General features: G+C 73.2%; 15 protein-coding genes. 9 read left to right on the forward strand and 6 right to left on the reverse strand.

The features are described 5' to 3' along the window. Positions 1–6: 6 nt before the first annotated feature. The gene (locus FHU33_RS15525) at positions 7–1,923 is read left to right on the forward strand and encodes an ABC transporter ATP-binding protein (RefSeq protein WP_211355147.1); all 1,917 of its coding nucleotides are present in this window, start codon (positions 7–9) and stop codon (positions 1,921–1,923) included. After that, positions 1,920–3,836: an ABC transporter ATP-binding protein gene (locus FHU33_RS15530; protein ID WP_142026141.1), complete on the forward strand. Its 1,917-nt coding sequence runs from the start codon at positions 1,920–1,922 to the stop codon at positions 3,834–3,836. Before FHU33_RS15525 ends, FHU33_RS15530 begins: the two co-directional genes overlap by 4 nt. Here the strand turns inward: FHU33_RS15530 and FHU33_RS15535 are convergent. Further along, on the reverse strand, positions 3,827–4,681 hold the full coding sequence (locus FHU33_RS15535; RefSeq protein ID WP_142026142.1) for a DUF3152 domain-containing protein: 855 nt from the start codon (positions 4,679–4,681) through the stop codon (positions 3,827–3,829). The two genes, FHU33_RS15530 and FHU33_RS15535, sit on opposite strands and share 10 nt — an antisense overlap. A 223-nt stretch (positions 4,682–4,904) precedes the next feature. Further along, positions 4,905–6,656, reverse strand: coding sequence for a copper resistance CopC/CopD family protein (locus tag FHU33_RS15540; protein ID WP_246063682.1), 1,752 nt, complete (start codon positions 6,654–6,656; stop codon positions 4,905–4,907). A gap of 553 nt (positions 6,657–7,209) precedes the next feature. Here FHU33_RS15540 and FHU33_RS15545 point away from each other — a divergent pair. The 3 genes from FHU33_RS15545 to FHU33_RS15555 all read left to right on the forward strand — a co-directional run bounded on the left by FHU33_RS15545 (position 7,210) and on the right by FHU33_RS15555 (position 9,743). Then, positions 7,210–8,421, forward strand: coding sequence for a hypothetical protein (locus FHU33_RS15545; protein ID WP_142026144.1), 1,212 nt, complete (start codon positions 7,210–7,212; stop codon positions 8,419–8,421). A gap of 252 nt (positions 8,422–8,673) precedes the next feature. Then, on the forward strand, positions 8,674–8,976 hold the full coding sequence (locus FHU33_RS15550; RefSeq protein ID WP_425456788.1) for an ArsR/SmtB family transcription factor: 303 nt from the start codon (positions 8,674–8,676) through the stop codon (positions 8,974–8,976). Then, on the forward strand, positions 8,973–9,743 hold the full coding sequence (locus tag FHU33_RS15555; protein ID WP_246063683.1) for a cation diffusion facilitator family transporter: 771 nt from the start codon (positions 8,973–8,975) through the stop codon (positions 9,741–9,743). The genes FHU33_RS15550 and FHU33_RS15555 overlap by 4 nt, the downstream gene beginning before the upstream one ends. 147 nt (positions 9,744–9,890) lie before the next feature. On the opposite strand, the gene FHU33_RS15560 is transcribed toward FHU33_RS15555, so the two are convergent. The 4 genes from FHU33_RS15560 to FHU33_RS15575 are packed head-to-tail and all read right to left on the reverse strand — an operon-like array spanning position 9,891 to position 13,397. Beyond that, positions 9,891–11,066 (reverse strand): FAD/NAD(P)-binding protein, encoded by a 1,176-nt coding sequence (locus tag FHU33_RS15560; protein ID WP_170182475.1) that lies wholly within the window; start codon positions 11,064–11,066, stop codon positions 9,891–9,893. A gap of 20 nt (positions 11,067–11,086) precedes the next feature. Further along, entirely contained in the window at positions 11,087–12,109 is a 1,023-nt protein-coding gene (locus FHU33_RS15565; protein ID WP_142026146.1) for a WD40 repeat domain-containing protein, read from the reverse strand. After that, positions 12,106–13,101 carry a CobW family GTP-binding protein gene (locus tag FHU33_RS15570; protein ID WP_142026147.1) on the reverse strand — a complete coding sequence of 332 codons (996 nt, stop codon included), beginning with the start codon at positions 13,099–13,101 and terminating at the stop codon, positions 12,106–12,108. The genes FHU33_RS15565 and FHU33_RS15570 overlap by 4 nt, the downstream gene beginning before the upstream one ends. Continuing rightward, positions 13,098–13,397 (reverse strand): hypothetical protein, encoded by a 300-nt coding sequence (locus tag FHU33_RS15575; RefSeq protein ID WP_142026148.1) that lies wholly within the window; start codon positions 13,395–13,397, stop codon positions 13,098–13,100. The genes FHU33_RS15570 and FHU33_RS15575 overlap by 4 nt, the downstream gene beginning before the upstream one ends. An 83-nt stretch (positions 13,398–13,480) precedes the next feature. Between FHU33_RS15575 and FHU33_RS15580 the strand changes: the two genes are divergently transcribed. Genes FHU33_RS15580 through FHU33_RS15595 form a run of 4 tightly spaced genes read left to right on the forward strand, consistent with a single transcriptional unit; the run spans position 13,481 to position 16,710 of the window. Further along, a complete protein-coding gene (locus tag FHU33_RS15580; RefSeq protein ID WP_142026149.1) occupies positions 13,481–14,461 on the forward strand; it encodes a metal ABC transporter substrate-binding protein in 981 nt (326 codons plus the stop codon). After that, on the forward strand, positions 14,458–15,270 hold the full coding sequence (locus FHU33_RS15585; protein WP_142026150.1) for a metal ABC transporter ATP-binding protein: 813 nt from the start codon (positions 14,458–14,460) through the stop codon (positions 15,268–15,270). The genes FHU33_RS15580 and FHU33_RS15585 overlap by 4 nt, the downstream gene beginning before the upstream one ends. Before the next feature lies 1 nt (position 15,271). Continuing rightward, positions 15,272–16,297, forward strand: coding sequence for a metal ABC transporter permease (locus FHU33_RS15590; RefSeq protein WP_142026151.1), 1,026 nt, complete (start codon positions 15,272–15,274; stop codon positions 16,295–16,297). Then, positions 16,294–16,710 (forward strand): Fur family transcriptional regulator, encoded by a 417-nt coding sequence (locus tag FHU33_RS15595; protein ID WP_142026152.1) that lies wholly within the window; start codon positions 16,294–16,296, stop codon positions 16,708–16,710. The genes FHU33_RS15590 and FHU33_RS15595 overlap by 4 nt, the downstream gene beginning before the upstream one ends. The last annotated feature ends 9 nt before the right edge of the window (positions 16,711–16,719 follow it).

Consider the following 16,719-nt stretch of genomic DNA (forward strand, 5'->3'; position numbering starts at 1 on the left):
GCCGCCGTGGCTGTGCACGAGCCCCGCAGGACGGCGGCTCCGTCGCTGTGGCGGGGCATGCGCCCCTACGCCCGCCAGGTCGCGGGGCTGCTCACCATCGGATCGCTGTGCGGCCTGCTGATGAACACCGCGGTCGTGCTGCCCGCCGTACTGCTCGGCCACGCCGTGGACACCGTGCTGGCCCACGACCGAGGTGCGGTGAACGGCGGCGCGGTGACCCGCGCCGTCCTCCTCCTGATCGCCGGAACCCTGGCCACCGAGATCCCCAGGATCGGGAAGCGCTACTGGCTCGGCGTCTGCCGAAACCGGATCAAGGCCAACGTGCGGGCCGACGCCGTCCGCGGGGTGCTGTCCTGGCCGGCCGACCGGCTGCACCGGACCTCGGTCGGCGAGGTCATGGGCCGCGTCGTCGGCGACGTCGAGGTGCTGGGTCGCGGCGTCGGCGAGGTGATCGTGGAGACCTGGGACACGCTGCTGTTCTCGCTCGCCCTCGCGGTCGCCATGCTGATCTACGACCCCAGCCTGGGCCTGCTGGCGCTCGCGCCCGTCCCGATCGCGCTGGCACTGGCGAAGGCGGTCGGCGCGAGGGTCAGCCGTCGCACGCTGCGGGCCCGGGAAGCGAACGCCGCGGTGACGACGTTCGCCCAGGAGGGGCTGACCGGTCTGCGGGCACTGCGTGCGTCGGGCCGGGGTGGCGCCTACGCAGCGCGGCTCCGCGCACTCGCCGTCGAGCAGGCGGACGCCGAGCTCGCCGCGGCCCGCCTCGAAGCCGTCTTGGCGCCGGTCTACACGCTGCTGGTCACCAGCGGCGTCCTGGCCATCATCGGGGTCGGCGGCGGGCGGGTCATCGCCGGGGAGCTCAGCGTCGGCGACCTGGTCGCCCTACTGGGGCTCTTCGGCCGGTTCACCGGCCGGGCCTTCCGGATCCCGCAGATGGTCAACCGGGTGCAGGCGGCCGGAGTCGCCTACACCCGGCTCGCGCCGCTGCTGGCCACCCCACCGCCGCTCGCCGCGGAGCCCCGGCGGGCCAGCTGGCTCACCGACCGGATCGCGGGGATGCCCGACGACGACCCACCCACGCCCCGACTCCCTGTGCCCTCGCCCCGCGCCGGGCCGGCCGAGGTGAGCCTGCGACGCGTGACCTTCGCCTATCCCGGAGCCGGCACGCCGGCGCTGCGCGACGTCACCCTGGACATCCCACCGGGCGCCCTTGTCGCGGTGACCGGCTCGGTCGGATCGGGCAAGTCGGCGCTGGCCCGCCTGGTGGCGGGTCTGTATCCGCCCGGCACCGGGCAGGTGACGGTGGACGGCGTAGAACCGCACGCCTGGCCGCCGAGGAACCGCGACTCCGTCGGCTACCTCCCGCAGGGCCATCCGGTGTTCTCCGGAACCGTCGCCGACAACGTGCTGCTGCACGACCCCGGGCAACCCGCCGACCGCGCCCGGCTCGACGAGGCCCTGACCGTCGCCGCGCTGAAGGAGGAGGTTGCCGCCATGCCGGCCGGGGCCTGCACCGGCATCGGAGAGCTGGGCGTGCAGGTGTCCGGTGGGCAACGGCAGCGGATCGCCCTGGCCCGCAGCCTGGCCGCACCGGCGCTCCGTCCCCGGTTGCTGGTGTTGGACGACCCGTTCTCCGCCCTGGACCTGCAGACCGAGGTCCGCATCATCGGCGCACTGCGCGCCGCGGTCGGCCCCGACGCGCCGGCCGAGCACCGCGCCACGGTGCTGCTGTTCTCCACCCGCCTGGCCTCCTTTCCCTGCGCCGAACTCGTGGTGGTGCTCGACGCTGGCCAGGTCGCCGAGCAGGGCAGCCACGAGGCCCTGCTGGGCAGCGGGGGCCTCTACGCGCGGATCTTCCAGGCCCAGCGGCACGCCAGGCAGACGCCGGTGATGGCCGGGCCCCCTCCCGGGGTCGACCAGTGACCGCCCGCATCGTCGGCCGGCCCCCGCCGGTTCGGCTGAGCCGCCACCTGGGGTCTCTGGTCTCGCCCTGGCGGGCGCGGCTGCTGGCCGTCGGAGTGCTGGTGCTCGCCGCCGCCGTCGTGGAACTCGTGCCGCCCCTGGTGGTGCGCCACGTCATCGACCACAGCCTGGTCCGAGGCAACGTTCGGGAGCTGGGCACCGCCGCCGCGGTCTACCTAGCCGCGGCGACCGCGGTCGCCGCGCTCAGTGCCGGATACGGCTATCTCGCGGCCACCGTCGCGCAACGCAGCCTCGCCGTGCTCCGGACGCGGCTGTTCTCCCACCTGCTCGCTCTCCCCACCGGCTATCACGACCGCACCCCCGTCGGGGACTCGATCTCCCGGACGACCGCCGACATCGACGCCATCGACGACCTGTTCTCCTCCTCGGTCGCCGGACTCCTCGGCCAGGTCGTCCGACTGCTCACCTTGGCCGTGGCCATGACCGTGCTCAGCCCGATCCTGGCGGCTGCGGCCGCCCTGGTCATCCCGCCGCTGCTGCTCGTCACGAACGTGCTGCGCCGCCGTGTCCGGGACGCCGAGCGCGCCACCCGGATCGCGGTCGGCGCGGTGAACGCCCGGCTCGCAGAGGACCTGTCCGGTGTCGAGGTCATCCGCGCCTTCGGACGCCAGCTCAGCTTCGCCGACCGGGTCCGCCGCGCACTGCGGACCTGGCTGCAGGCGGGCAACCGCTCCGTGCTGTTCAACGCCTTCTACGCGCCCGTGCTCGGAGTGCTCGCCGCGGTCGTGACCGCACTGCTGCTGTGGCTGGGCGGGCGGGACGCCCTCGGCGCATTCGGCGTCACGGTCGGCACGCTGACCGCGTTCGTGCTCCTGTTCGCCCGCTTCTTCACCCCGCTGGTCAACCTCGGCGACGAGTGGCAGACCGTGCAGGGGGCACTCGCCGGGGCCGAACGCGTCTTCGCCGTCCTCGAGCTGCCCACCGACGCCGGCGGCCCCACCGGTCCGGCCGATCTCGCCGTAGGCGGGAGCCCGCCGGCGGCTGCGGCCCCGAGCGCGCCCGGCGCAGCGTGCCCCCGCACTCGGCCGGTCATCGAGGTGGAGGACGTCAGCTTCGGCTACCTGCCCGGCCGGCCGGTCCTGCACGGGATCAGCCTGACCGTCTCCGCGGGTCAGCACGTCGCGATCGTGGGGCGCACCGGCGCGGGCAAGTCGAGCATCCTCTCGCTGCTGGCGGGACTGCACGCGCCGTGGAGCGGGCGGGTAGCCCTCGCCGGCGGCGATCCCACCGGGATGGACGACGGCACCCGCCGGGCTCTGCTCGGGTACGTCCCGCAGACCGTCGCCCTGTTCAGCGGCACTGTCGCCGACAACATCACCCTCGGCGATCCCGAGCTGACCGCCGAGCAGGTCCGCGGAGCCGCTCGCATCTCCGGCGCGGACTCGTTCATCGAGGCTCTGCCGGACCGGTACGACACCGTGCTGTCGGACACCGGCCGTGGCTGTGGCGTCCAGCTGTCCGCGGGCCAGCGCCAGCTGCTCGCCCTGAGCCGAGCCCTGGTGACCGAGCCCGCCGTGCTGCTCCTCGACGAGCCCACCTCCGTCGTCGACGGTGCCGGCGACGCGGCCTTCCGGGACGCGCTGCGCGACCGGGTCCTTCCCGGCGGCACAGCCGTGCTCACGGTCGCCCATCGGCTGGCGACTGCCCGGGACGCCGATCACGTGCTCGTGGTCGCCCACGGCCGCGTCGTGGAAGAGGGTGATCCGTCATCGCTCCTTGCCAGGCAGAGCCGACTCGCTGATCTGGCCGCCCTGGAGCTGGCGGGGTGGGACTGGCAGGACCAGCCCGACGCGTCGGGCGCCGACGACGGAAGGCCGTCGCTGCAGAGATCGCCCGGGGCCGGTCAGGGATAGGGCCAGGGGTTCTTCGCGCACCCGTTCAGGCCCAGCGTCTGCTGCTGCATCACCGGCGCGAGCTGACCGGGGCCGGGGCACGGCGGGTGCTCCCGATTCCCGATTGCATGACCGACCTCGTGGTTCACGACGTAGTGGCGGTAGGTGGCGACGTCGCCCTCGTAGTCCGGGACGGCGGTCGCCCAGCGGGCCAGGTTGATGACAGCCCGCTCGCCGTACCGGCAGGAGGTGTATCCGCCGGTCCCGACGCCCGGGCAGTACGTCTCCATGCTCCCGGGGCTGACCAGACTCACCCGGAAGTCGTACTGCCCCGCCGTCGCCTCGGCCGCCCCGACGCGCTGGAAGGACATCCGGCCACCGTTACCCCACGACCGTGGGTCGGCGAGCGTCCCCTCCACAGCCTGCGCGAACGTCACACCGTCGACCCCGATGCCGTCCTCGACCTCCACGACGAAGCGCTGCAGGGGGCCGGTCCCGTAGACCGCTGAGGCGCCGTCGACGACGGCGAGGCTGCCGGCGCCCTGCTCGACGTAGGTCTCCAGGCCGGCGACCTGCGGCGGCAGGCTGGGCCCGACCTCTCCCTCGGCCGGGGCGGTAGGCAACGGGGTCTCCTCCAGGAGAGGCAGCGTGACGGCTGGCACCGCCTCCGCCGCGCCCTCACCGGTGGGCGAGCGCACCGCCGCGTCGCGGAACGCCACATCGACCAGGACGGCAACCGTGGCGACGATGAGCAGGGGGATGGCATAGGCGCGCCAGCCGTACTGCCGGGCGAAGCGGCGGACCCGACCCTCCCGAGAATTCGATTCCCGCAGACGGGGGCTCTCCCGCAGGTCGAGCCGGGCCACGAGGGGGCCGCTGGGAGCACCAGTCGAGGATCGGGGCGGAAGTGGGGGCCGGCCCCCGGCTACCCGCTGTACGTCTGCGGAGCGGCCGTCGGTCTGTCCTCTTCGCACAGACCGCCTCCTGCGTCTCGTTAGTGTGCCGCCGTCCGCGAGTGAGCGTCCCACGCACCGTGGCGGGGGGCCGAGGGCCTCGGGCGGGCGCGCCGCATGGCCACGACGCCTCTGCCTAGCGAACCCGGATGTCCGTGCTGGCGCTCGCGGCGGTGAACTCGTCCAGCCGGACGATTACCGTGAGCGCCCAGGTGCCCGGACCGGGGATGGAGAAGCCGCTGCCCGCGAGGTGTCCGGGGCCACGGCGGACCAGCTCGACATCGAGCGGGCCGACCTCCTGCTCGGCCTCGGTGAGCGTGACTCGGATCCCCCGCGGTTGCACGAGTCCTCCGACCTCATCGAAGAGGTAGACGTCCAGTGCGTTCTGACCGGGTTCGGCGGGGGCGACCGAGATCCGGACCGAGCCGGTCGTGGCGCCGGCGTCCGACTGCAGCGGCACGGTCACGTCAACGGCTTGCGAGAGCGCCGATCGGGCCGGCGGCGTGCCGACCAGGAAGGCCGAGGCGACGAGGACGACGGCCCCGATCGCGACCTCCAGCAGCACTGAGCCGCAGAGGGACCGGATGTCGTCGACCCCCGCCGTGGCGGGCACATCGACCTGCGGGTCCGGCACCTCGTCGCCGACCGCCTCGCCGCCGACCGCGGCGAAGGCGTGCGCTGTGACCCGACGACTGGGCGGACGCCGTCGGGCCGTGCCGAGATGCCGCTGCACCCAGGCCCTGGAGACGCCGGCGACCCCGAGCAGGCAGAGGACCACGACCAGCTTGGCCATCAGCAGCCGGCCGTAGGTCGTCGACACCAGGGCGGACAGGGCGCCGACCTCACGCACCGCCTGAACAAGACCCGTGAGGGCCAGCGCGACGACGGCCCCGAAGGCCAGGACGGAGAACCTTGGGAGCACGCTGTGGAGGTCGTGCACGGCGGCGCCGGTCCGGAGGACGCCGACCAGCAGTGCGATGAGTCCCCCGAGCCACACGGCCATCGCGGCGACGTGAACGGCGGCGACGGCGACGGCGAGTCCGGGTAACGGACCAGCGGCAGGATGCCCAGCCGCGGCCGTCGTAGCGACCACCTCGCTGGCCATGAACGCGAAGCTCGCGACCACCGGAGCTGACGGCGCTTCTCCCCAGTCCCACGCCAACTGGAGCAGCATGGCGAGCATCACCGCCACGACCACCCGGGCGATCACGGCCACGCCGAACAGGGACGCGGCCGTGGCCTCCAACAGCAACGGGTCGAACACGGAGCCCAGCCCGGTGCCTGCCGTGTACGGGCCCTGCAGCAGGAAGGTGGCGGCTCCCCCGACGACGATGCCCGTCAGCCCGACCGAGGTCAGCCTCTGCATCCGCGGCACGGCCCAACCACTCGGCCAGCACACGAGCAGGAACACCGGCACCCCGATCGCCAACGCGACGCCGGTGAAGCCGAGCCAGCGAGCCAGAGGGAGCAGGGCGGCCACCAGCGGGTCGGTGTCCTGGCCGGCCGCCGCCTCTACCGCGGACACCAGCTCGCCGTCGCCGACGACGAAGGCGTACCCGCCGGAGATCGGGTGCGCGTCCGCGGAGACCACCCGATAGGTGACGACGTAGCTCCCCTCGGGCACGTCGTCCCGCATGGGAACCGTGATGACGGCGCCGTCCACGGTGGCTGCATCGGCGTCCAGCCGTCGGCCCTCGACGCTCAGCACCCGCACGAATCCAGCACCGAGTGACACGCCCTCCGAGAACTGCAGCGTCACCTCGCGGGGGGCGGCCGCGAGCCGCGCAGACTCCCCCGGCGTCGTGGCGACCAAAGTGGCGTGCGCTGCAGCGGGCGGAGCGGTGACGATGTCCGCCGACAGACCGCCGACGACCGATGCCACGAGCATGAGGGCAACGATTCCGAGCCGTCTCGTGCGGCCACCGGGACGAGGCGGCGGTCGCTGGGGCGACCCCGGCCGGATGCTGACGCACCGCATGCCGTGATCCTCCCCGCAGGGTGGCGGTCACGGGGCTCGTGTTTCCCTGGCGCAATCCCCCCGCGCTCGACTCACGCCGCGCTCCCATAGCAACTCCTATCGAACAGCAGCGCGCCGGACCGCGGCGTCGGCGAAGGCGAGCGGGATCTCACGCTCCTCGCTTGGCGCCTTCGCACGAGGTGGCGGTGCACCACGCCATCCCTGCGCTCACCGGCCAGGCGGTGACGCCCGGGGCGCACGTCGGAGGGGCTTCGGCTCGTCACGACTCTCAGGGCTGGTGTCGGCGACGGTAACGAGTAGGGCAAACGGGGGTCACCAAGAGAGACGCTATGGTGGCCTCATGAAAACGCGTATCATTATCGGTAAGCATCGTGCACTGCGCCTCGCCGCGGCGTGCACCGTTGCCTCTCTCGGAACACTCGGGGTCATCGGTCCTGCGCATGCGCGGGGCAGCGAGCCGGCGGTGCTCCCTCAAGGAAGTGAGGTCCTGGTCAACACCACCACGGCCGGTGACCAGTACTTCCCTGCGGTGGCCACCAATGCCTCCGGGCTGACGCTGGTCGCCTGGACCGATACCAGCGAGCTCGCGACCGGGCACTCGCACGGAGCTGACGCGGGGCACGTCGTCGTGCGGGCCCGCCTGCTCGACAGAAGTGGCAGCCCCATGGGCGAGGACTTCGAGGTGGCCCACGGTGACGGCGGCAACCGGCTCTACCCCGCTGTGACCGCCTTGGACAACGGCGACTTCGTGGTGGTGCACCTCGGCGTGGTCCCGGGCAACCTGAACGAGGTGTGGGCCCAGCGGGTCGGTGCCGACGGCCTCCTCGCGGGCGATCCGGTGCTGCTCAGCGAGCAGGCCACCAGCGTCCAGTTCGCGCCGGCGGTCGCCGCGCTGCCGGGCAACCGCTACGTCGCAGCGTGGACCGGGTCCCAGGAGGCGGACCGGAACGACTGGGACGCCAAGGCCCGCGTGCTGCAGTTCGACGGGACGCCCATCACGGGCGAGATTCGGCTCAACGAGGTGATGACCGGCCGCCAGTCCCGGCCGGCAGTCACCCCGGTACGCGGCGGGTTCGCAGCCGCCTGGACCGACGCGTCGCTCACCACGGACACGTCCGTCTCCGGGATCGCGGGCCGGTCCTTCACCGTCGACGGCACGCCGCTCGCGCCCGATGTCCCACTCAACGAGGTCACGCCCGGCGCCCAGTCGCGGCCCTCGCTGACCACGCTGCGCTCGGGGCGCGTCGCCGCGGCCTGGGAGGACGGCAACACCGGGCGGGACGGCGCCGGCTCGGCCGTGATCGGGCGCACCTTCGCCGCAGACCTAAGCTCGCCGGATACCGAGCGGGTCCTCAACACAACCACGGTAGGGAACCAGCAGAAGCCACGCGTGGCGGCCACCGGGGACGGCGGCTGGATGGTCGTGTGGGAGGACTCCAGTCGCAAGGACGACCCGATCTGGCTCGGCATCCGCGGCCGGGCACTGCCCGGCGACGGCGAGCCCATCGGCGGCGACCTCCCGGTCAACACGGCGACGGCCAACAACCAGCAGCAGCCGGCGGTCACCGTGGTCCGCGACCGAGGTGTGGTCGTGTGGACGGACGAGAGCCACGCGTTCGCCGACACCGACCGCACAGGCGTGGTCACGCGCGCATTCACCGTCACCACCCGCTGACCCGCCGGGGGCCGTGCAGTGTTCGCCCGAACAAGGCTCGGCCCCCGCGGGCACCTATCGTCCGACTCGGCAAGCCTCGACGCTTCTGCGGGAGCTATCTCGTCACCATCCACCACCTGAAGAACGCCGCCGCACCACGGCAGATCTGACTCTGAGCGCTATCATCGCCATGTGACGATGGGAGTGCGGCGGTCGGGGACGACTTTGGAGCCGCAGATCAGTGAGGCCGCGGCACTGTCCGCCGCGGCGTGCATGTTCCGCAGCCTGGGCGATCCGGCCCGCCTGGCGATCCTGCGCCACCTGGCGTTGGGCGAGCACCGGGTCGTCGACCTGACAGCCCACCTGGGTCTGGCTCAGTCGACGGTGTCGGCACACCTGGCGTGCCTTCGCGACTGCGGCCTGGTCACGTCCCGGCCGCAGGGGCGGGCGTCGATGTGGTCGCTCGCCACCGCGCCGGAACTGCTCGACGTGCTGGCCGCTGCCGAGCGATTGCTCGCGACAACCGGTGATGCCGTCGCACTCTGCCCCGCCTATGGCGAGGCGGCGACGCAGTGAGCGGCACCCGGACTCACACCAGTCCCCCGCTGACCTCCGCGGAGCGCACGCGGCTCGGGCGGCGGGCCCGCATGCTGGCCGGAGCCTCGGTGGCCTACAACATCGTCGAGGCGGTCATCGCTGTCGCTGCGGGCATCGCCGCGGGATCGGTCGCGCTCATCGGTTTCGGCCTGGACTCGGTCGTGGAGGTGTCCAGCGGTCTGATCATCCTCTGGCAGTTCGGCCACCGGCTGCCGGAGACCCGGGAGCGTCGGGCGCTGCGGCTGATGGCGTTCGCGTTCTTCGCCTTGGCCGGCTACGTGGTCTTCGAGTCGGTCCGCGCCCTGCTGTTCCGAAGCGAACCGGAGCCCTCGCCGCTCGGGATCGGTCTGGCGATCGCCTCCTTGGTGATCATGCCGTTCCTGTCCTGGGCGCAGCGACGCACCGGCCGGGCGCTCGGGTCCCACGCGGTGGTCGCCGACGCGATCCAGACGCTGCTGTGCACCTATCTTTCCGCGGTGCTGTTGGTCGGTCTGATCCTGAACGCGACCCTGGGGTGGGGCTGGGCCGACCCGATCGCCGGGCTCGTCATCGCCGCGGTCGCGGTCCGGGAAGGCGTGGCAGCGTGGCGCGGCAACGGATGCTGCGCGCCGACGCCACCGGGCCAGGACGGCGAGGACTTCCCGCCGCGGTGCGACGGCGACGATGGGGACGGCGACGCCTGCTGCACCCCCACCGCCGACACGGCACCGGCCATCCGGATCACCACACAGCAACCCGCCGGGTGAGCCGCCGCGGTCCCGGACGGCGCCTCTTCGAGCTTGTCGCTCCCGCCGCCGCGGCTCCACATAAAGGCCGCAGCCTGATCCGCCAGTCCGGACGCCCGACTCCTGCCCCTCGCGAAGCGGCCCCCAAGGGCGGGAACGGCGGCTGGATCACCGCAGACGCCTGTGATCCGGTGACGAACTCGGCGTCGGGTACTGCCGGCGCGGAGGCTCGACGCCGGTGATCGCCTCCGCGTAGCGCTCAGCCGCCATCCGTGCGCCGGCGAGGCCGCGGGCCGCCGGTCCGATCTGCAGCGCGGCCAGGCCGCCGCTCAGGTGCACCCGCGTCGCTCCCCAGGCCAGGTCGGTACCGAGCAGTGGCAGACCGGCCACCGTCGCCACGGGCACCTCGGCGGCGAGGGCGGCGGTCAGCGGGTCCCCGTCCACCGCGTAGGAGTAGCCGGTCGCCCACCAGAGGTGGTCGGCGGCGACCTCCCGGCCGTCGTCGAGCCGGACGCGGCCGCAGGCGGTCGCGTCCGTGACGGCGCCGAGGTGCACGTCAATGCGGGGGTCGGAGAGCAGGGCGTGGCGCACGCCCGCGGGCACCGTTCCCGGCCGGGCACGCCGGACCTCCTGGGCGCGGGCCGACGCAGGCAGGGCCGCGAAGCGCAGCAGGTCGGCACCCAGCCACCCGGCCTCGACGTCCATCGTCCGGGCGCGCAGCGGCGCGCGGACGACGAGGTGGACACGCGCGCCGCGCGCGGCGGCGCGCAGCGCGAGATGCCCCGCGGTCAAGCCAGCGCCGACCACGACCACGACCTGACCGGCCCGGACCTCGGCGGGTTGGACCGTCTCGCTGTGCCGGCCGATCTGGCCCGCGTCGCCGGCCGGCGCCGGCTCGCACACCGAAGCACCCCCGGTGGCCAGCACGACCGAGCCGGCGCGCAGCCGGCGAGCGCCGAGCACGACGTCGATCCGACCGTCGTCGCGGGGGTGGAGGCCGGTGACCGACGCCGGGACGCGGGCGGCGGCGAGGCCGTGGCGGAGGACCAGCCACCGGCAGAAGTCGGCGAACAGCCCGGCCGTGGGCGTCCCCACGGTCCCGGTGAGCTCCGGTGAGCGTCCCCGCGCCTGGGCCCAGTGCAGCATCGCGTACGGCTGCGGGTCCGGGTGGTGCACGCAGGCCGATCGAAGAGCGGTCAGCTCGAGCCGGGCGAACTGCGCCTGCCATGCCGCCAGCCAGGGCCGCGGATCGGCGACCGCGATCCGCCCCGCCAGCGCCGGATCGGCGGCGAGGAGATAGCAGGCGGCGGTGAGCCCGTGTGGCCCGGCGCCGACGATGAGCACCTCCGGGGTCGACGGCGCGGTCAGGACGGCGTCACCGCTAGCAGCGCACCGTCGACGGTGGCGGCGGCCACCCGCGTCCCGTCGGGGCTCCAGGCCAGGGACGTCACCCGTGACCGCGCGTCCAGTCGCAGCCGCGGCGTGCGGCGTGCCGGCGTCCCGGGCGCCCACACCGCGACGCCGCCGTCCCGGCCGGCGGAGGCCAGCAGGTCGCCGGTGGGTTGCCAGGCGAGCGCACTCAGCTGCGCGTCGTGCCCGGGCAGTCGCCGGGGGGCCCGCCCCATGGGCCCGGGGCCGGAGAAGTCCCACAGGTGGACCTCGTTCGTGCCCCCGTTGGCCATCCACCGGCTGGTGCGGTCGAAGGCGAGGATGTCGACCTTCTCGGGGTACCCGGTCATCTCGGCGTCCTCGCCCGACCACAGCCGCCAGACGTGCACGCTGGCGTCCTGGTTGCCCGACGCCACCCAGCGCCCGTCCGGGCTGACGCGGGCCAGGAGGAGCGAGCCCTTCCAGTCGAACACCCGTACCGGGTCGGCCGCCGGTCTCGCGGCTGCGTACCAGCGCAACCCGCCGTAGGCCGCGGCGCCGACCCGGTTGCCGTCGCGGCTCCAGACCACGTCGGTGACCGTGCTGGGCTGGGCGTCCCAGCGCGCCACGAGGGCACCGTCGGCGGCGAGCAGCACCAGGCTGCGGCCGGCCCCGACGGCCAGGTGGCCGCCGGAGCGCGACCAGGCCAGCGCCTGCACCCAGCCGCCGACGTCGACGTACGTCGGCACAGTGCGGTCGGTGCCGAGCAGGGCCACGCGGCCGTCGGCGCCGCCGGTGGCCAGGACCGATCCGCCGGGTTGCCAGGCGAGCGCGAACGCCCCGCCGTCGTGGCGGGGGCCGGGGTCCAGGACGACGCCGTCGCGGCCGTCGAGCAGGGTGACCTGCCCCCCGAGGTCGGCCACGGCGATCCGCGCGTCGTCGGCCGACCAGCCGACGACGCTGATCGACTCCTCGACCTGCGCCCGCCAGGCGGTGGCCTCCTTCGTCGGGCTGGTCACGCCGGCACCGGCTGTGCCAGGCAGCCGCGCAGGCCGGCTTCGAGCGCGGCACGGTCCAGGTTCCGGCCGATGAAGACCGCCTTGCTGACCTTGTCCTCGCCACCCCACGGGACGCCCTGCGTGCCGTCGAAGAGCATGTGCACGCCCTGGAAGACGTAGCGCTCGGGCATGCCGCGGACGGCGAGGATCCCCTTGCTGCGGAAGATGTCGGCGCCCTTGGTCGCCAGCAACTCGCCGAGCCAGGCGTTGAGCTTCTCGATCTCCAGCTCGCCAGGGAGCTCGATGCCGACGCTGCCGACCGACGTGTCGTGCTGGTGCTCCCCCTCCTCGAGGAAGGCCGGGTCGAGGTCGAGCGCGCGGGAGAGGTCGAAGCCGCCGACGTCGAGCACGGCGGCGAGGTCGACGTCGGCCTGGACCGCCTCGTGGATCTCGGCGAGCGCGTTGATCTCGCGGACCCGGCGACGCACCTCGGCCAGCTGCGCTCCGTCGACCAGGTCGGTCTTGTTCAGCACGATGCGATCGGCGAAGGCGATCTGCTCGACCGCCTCGTTCTCGACACCGTCGGGCTTCTCGTCGTCGAGGTGGGGCAGCAGATGGGCGGCGTCGACGAGGGTGACGATGCCGTCGAGACGCAGCTGGCTGCCGATCTCGTCGTCCATGAAGAAGGTTTGCGCCACGGGGGCGGGGTCGGCCAGTCCGGTGGTCTCGATGAGGATGCGGTCGAACTTCTCTCTGCGCCGCATCAGGGTGCCGAGAATGCGGATGAGGTCACCCCGCACCGTGCAGCAGATGCACCCGTTGTTCATCTCGAACACCTCCTCCTCGGCGTCGATGACCAGCGCGTCGTCGATGCCGATCTCGCCGAACTCGTTCTCGATGACGGCGATCCGCTGTCCGTGCTGCTCGGTGAGGATGCGGTTGAGCAAGGTCGTCTTGCCCGAGCCGAGGAACCCGGTGAGAACGGTCACCGGGACGGTGGACGGTGAGGTCATGAGGCACTCCTGTCGAGGCCGGAGGACACCGGGATGGCGAAGGCCGCCTGCACGTCGGCCACCGTGATGCGGTCAGCCGGCAGCGGGATGGTCCGATGCACGGTGGTTTTCGGGGTGAGGACCGCGAGAACCGTCTCGACCGGTGCGCAGCCGGCGTCCGGGCAGGCGAGCTGGGCGACGCTGACGACCACCTCGTCGTCCAGGCGCAGGCAGGTGCGCACCCAGTGGCGCAGACGGCCGACGACGTCCGGTGGCAGGCGGTCAGGGCGCCGCGCGGCGTTGGGAGGGGAAATCATGACGGACAGCGTAGTCAAGAATGATTCTCGAAATCATCTGACCTACCGCGAGGGTCGGCTAGGGACGTGCGAGAATGATTCCCATGACTCTTCGCACGGCACGATGGACCACCCTGGCGGCCGGGTCCGCAGCGACTCTGCTGATCGCGGGATGCGGGGGCGGCGGGGGCTCCCCGGAGAACGCCGCCACCTCGGGCGAGGGCCTCACCGTCCTCGCCGGGTTCTACCCCCTGGAGTGGGCTGCGAGCCGGGTCGGGGGGGACCTGGCATCGGTCTCATCGCTCACCCCGGCTGGAGCGGAGGCGCACGACCTCGAGCTGACCCCGCAGGACGTCGCCGCGGTCTCGGAGGCCGACCTGCTCGTCTACATCGAAGGGTTCCAGCCGGCCCTGGACGAAGCCGCCGAGAGCGAGGCACGTGAGGCGGCGTGGGATGCCGGCCAGGCAGCGAGCCTGACGCTCACCGCCGAGGAGGACGAGGACGGTCACGGCGCCGAGGACCAGCACGCCGACGAGGAGGAGGAGCACGCCGACGAGGGCGAGATCGTCGATCCGCACTTCTGGCTCGACCCGACGCGTCTGGCCGACGTCGGCGACGCCCTGGCCGAGCGCATGGGCGAGCTGGACCCCGACAACGCCGCCGCCTACGCGGAGAACGCGGTCGCGCTGCGCGCCGACCTCGAGGAGCTCGACGGCGAAATGCAGGAGGCGTTGTCGGGCTGCGCGATCAACACGCTCGTCACCTCCCACGATGCCTTCGGTTACCTCGCCGACCGGTACGGGTTCGAGGTGGTTGGCATCAGCGGACTGGACCCCTCCGAGGAGCCGAGCCCCGCACAGATGGCCGAGATCGCCGAGCTCGTGCAGGAGCGAGGCGCGACCACCGTGTACACCGAGACGCTGGTCGACCCGGCCGTGGCCGAGACGGTCGCCGCCGAGGCCGGGGTCGGGACCGCCGTGCTGGACCCCCTGGAGGGGCTGACCGACGAGTCCGCGGGCGACGACTACCTCGAGGTCATGCGGGCCAACCTGGAGACCCTGCGCGAAGGCCAGTCCTGCGCATGAGCTCCACCCGGGCCGCGGAGCCGGCGGTCGGTGACGCGTTCCGGCTCCGCGGCGCGAGCATCGGCTACGGCGACGTGCCGGTCGTGAAGGACGTCGATCTGACCGTGGCCCGTGGCGAGGCGGTGGCCGTGCTCGGGTCCAACGGCTCGGGCAAGACCACGCTCGTCCGGGGTCTGCTCGGTCTCGCCGCCGTGCTCGGCGGCGAGGTGCGCGTGCTGGGTCATCCGGTCGGGCACGCTAGGGTGCGCCGAGCCATCGGCTATGTGCCGCAACGGCACACCGTCACCGGGGCCGTCCCGGCCACCGTGCGCGAGGTGGTCAGCGTGGGCCGGCTGGCGCGGCTGGGCGTGTTGCGCCGGCCGGGCGCGGCCGACCGCGCCGCCGTGGCCAACGCCGTGGCGGCCGTCGGCCTCGCCGACCGGCTCCGCGACCCGGTCGCCTCGCTCTCCGGAGGTCAACAGCGCCGCGTCCTCGTTGCTCGGGCACTGGCCGCCGAGCCCGAACTGCTCGTCATGGACGAGCCCACCGCCGGCGTCGACGCGGCCAGTCAGGCGACCCTGGCAGCTGTGCTGGCCCGGGTCGCCGCCACGGGGACGACACTGGTCGTCGTGACCCACGAGCCCGGGGCCCTGGCTGACGTCCTCACCCGCGCCGTCGTGGCCGATCACGGGCGGATCAGCTACGACGGCCCGCTCGCTGGAGCCGACGGCTTCGCCAGCAGTGATCACCACCATCCGCCGACGGGACCGGCCGGTGACTATTTGGAGCCCGAGCACCTCCGCTTGCGCGCCTCGGGACGGGAGTACTGACGTGGAGGTTCTCGAGTACGGCTTCATGCAGCGCGCCCTGCTGGCCTCGCTGATGGTCGGGCTGGCCGCGCCGGCTGTCGGCATCTTTCTGGTGCAGCGGCGCCTGTCACTGCTCGGCGACGGTCTCGGGCACATGGCGGTCACCGGCGTCGCCGTCGGCGTCCTCACCGCCACCGCACCGGTCGCGTCCGCGCTCGTCGCCGCCGTGCTGGGCGCCGTGCTCATCGAGCTGGTCCGCGCGCGCGGGCGGACCAGCGGTGACGTGGCCCTCGCCGTCCTGTTCTACGGCGGCATCGCCGGCGGCGTCGTCCTGCTGAGCCTGGCGCCTCGCGGGCAGTCGACCAACCTGGACGCCTATCTCTTCGGGGCGATCACCACCACCAGCCCGCAGGACGTGGCGGCCTTCGCCGTCATCACGGTCGTCGTCATCGGCGTGATGTGGCTGCTCGGGCAGCGGTTGTACGCCGTTAGCGACGACGAGGAGTACGCGCGGGCCGTCGGCCTGCCGGTGCTCGCGCTCAACATCGTGCTGGCCGCTCTGGTGGCCGCCACCGTGGTGCTGTCCATGCGCGTGGTCGGCCTGCTGCTCATCAGCGCGCTCATGATCGTGCCGAGCGCCATCGCCCAGCTGGTGGCCCGGAGCTTCCGCCAGGCCGTCCTGCTGGCCTGCGGCGTCGGTCTGCTGGTCAGCCTCTCGGGCACCACGGCGTCCTACTACACCGGAACGCCGTCCGGAGGCACGATCGTGCTGCTCGCCATCGGGCTGTTCCTGGTGGTGACCGCCGGCGTCAGCCTGCGCGACGCGCTGAGGCACCGCCGGCACCGGCGCCGCACGAGGATCCACGCGGCCCATCCGCATGAGCACGGCTCCGGCTGCGGACACGCGGGGGTACCGCACGACGACCACGTCGACTACGACCATGATGGTCACCTGCACGCACCGCATACCACCCGCGGCGGCGTGCACTACGACGAGCACGGCGACCGGCAGGTGACCGCGTCGCCCACGGGACGGAGGGCGCCATGACCGCGGTCGACGGGCCCGATCCCGCTCCTCGCCGGGTGACCCGGCAGCGCACCGCCCTGGTCGGACTGCTGGACGAGCTCGACGACTTCCGCACCGCACAGGACCTCCACGCGCTGCTGCGCGAACGCGGCGAGGGCGTCGGCCTGGCGACGGTGTACCGCACCCTGCAGTCGCTGGTCGACGACGGACAGGTCGACGTCCTGCGCAGCGACGACGGCGAAGCCGCCTACCGGAGCTGCTCCCCCGCGCACCACCATCACCTGGTGTGCCGGTCCTGCGGCAGGACCGTGGAGGTCGCCGATCCCCCGGTCGAACGCTGGGCCGCGAAGATCGCCGCCGAGCACGGCTTCGCCGACGTGGCGCACCATCTGGAAGTCTTCGGCACCTGCGCGACGTGCGCCACGCCGCGCTGAACCGGCTGA

It is taken from the genome of Blastococcus colisei, from assembly GCF_006717095.1.
Lineage (GTDB): Bacteria > Actinomycetota > Actinomycetes > Mycobacteriales > Geodermatophilaceae > Blastococcus_B > Blastococcus_B colisei.

Excerpts from the sequence above, each read along its gene's own strand:
- FHU33_RS15580 (WP_142026149.1), top strand. The coding sequence starts at position 13,481 with ATGACTCTTCGCACGGCACGATGGACCACCCTGGCGGCCGGGTCCGCA.
- FHU33_RS15585 (WP_142026150.1), top strand. The coding sequence starts at position 14,458 with ATGAGCTCCACCCGGGCCGCGGAGCCGGCGGTCGGTGACGCGTTCCGG.
- FHU33_RS15570 (WP_142026147.1), bottom strand. The coding sequence starts at position 13,101 with ATGACCTCACCGTCCACCGTCCCGGTGACCGTTCTCACCGGGTTCCTC.
- FHU33_RS15595 (WP_142026152.1), top strand. The coding sequence starts at position 16,294 with ATGACCGCGGTCGACGGGCCCGATCCCGCTCCTCGCCGGGTGACCCGG.
- FHU33_RS15550 (WP_425456788.1), top strand. The coding sequence starts at position 8,674 with ATGTTCCGCAGCCTGGGCGATCCGGCCCGCCTGGCGATCCTGCGCCAC.
- FHU33_RS15575 (WP_142026148.1), bottom strand. The coding sequence starts at position 13,397 with ATGATTTCCCCTCCCAACGCCGCGCGGCGCCCTGACCGCCTGCCACCG.
- FHU33_RS15540 (WP_246063682.1), bottom strand. The coding sequence starts at position 6,656 with ATGCTCGTGGCATCGGTCGTCGGCGGTCTGTCGGCGGACATCGTCACC.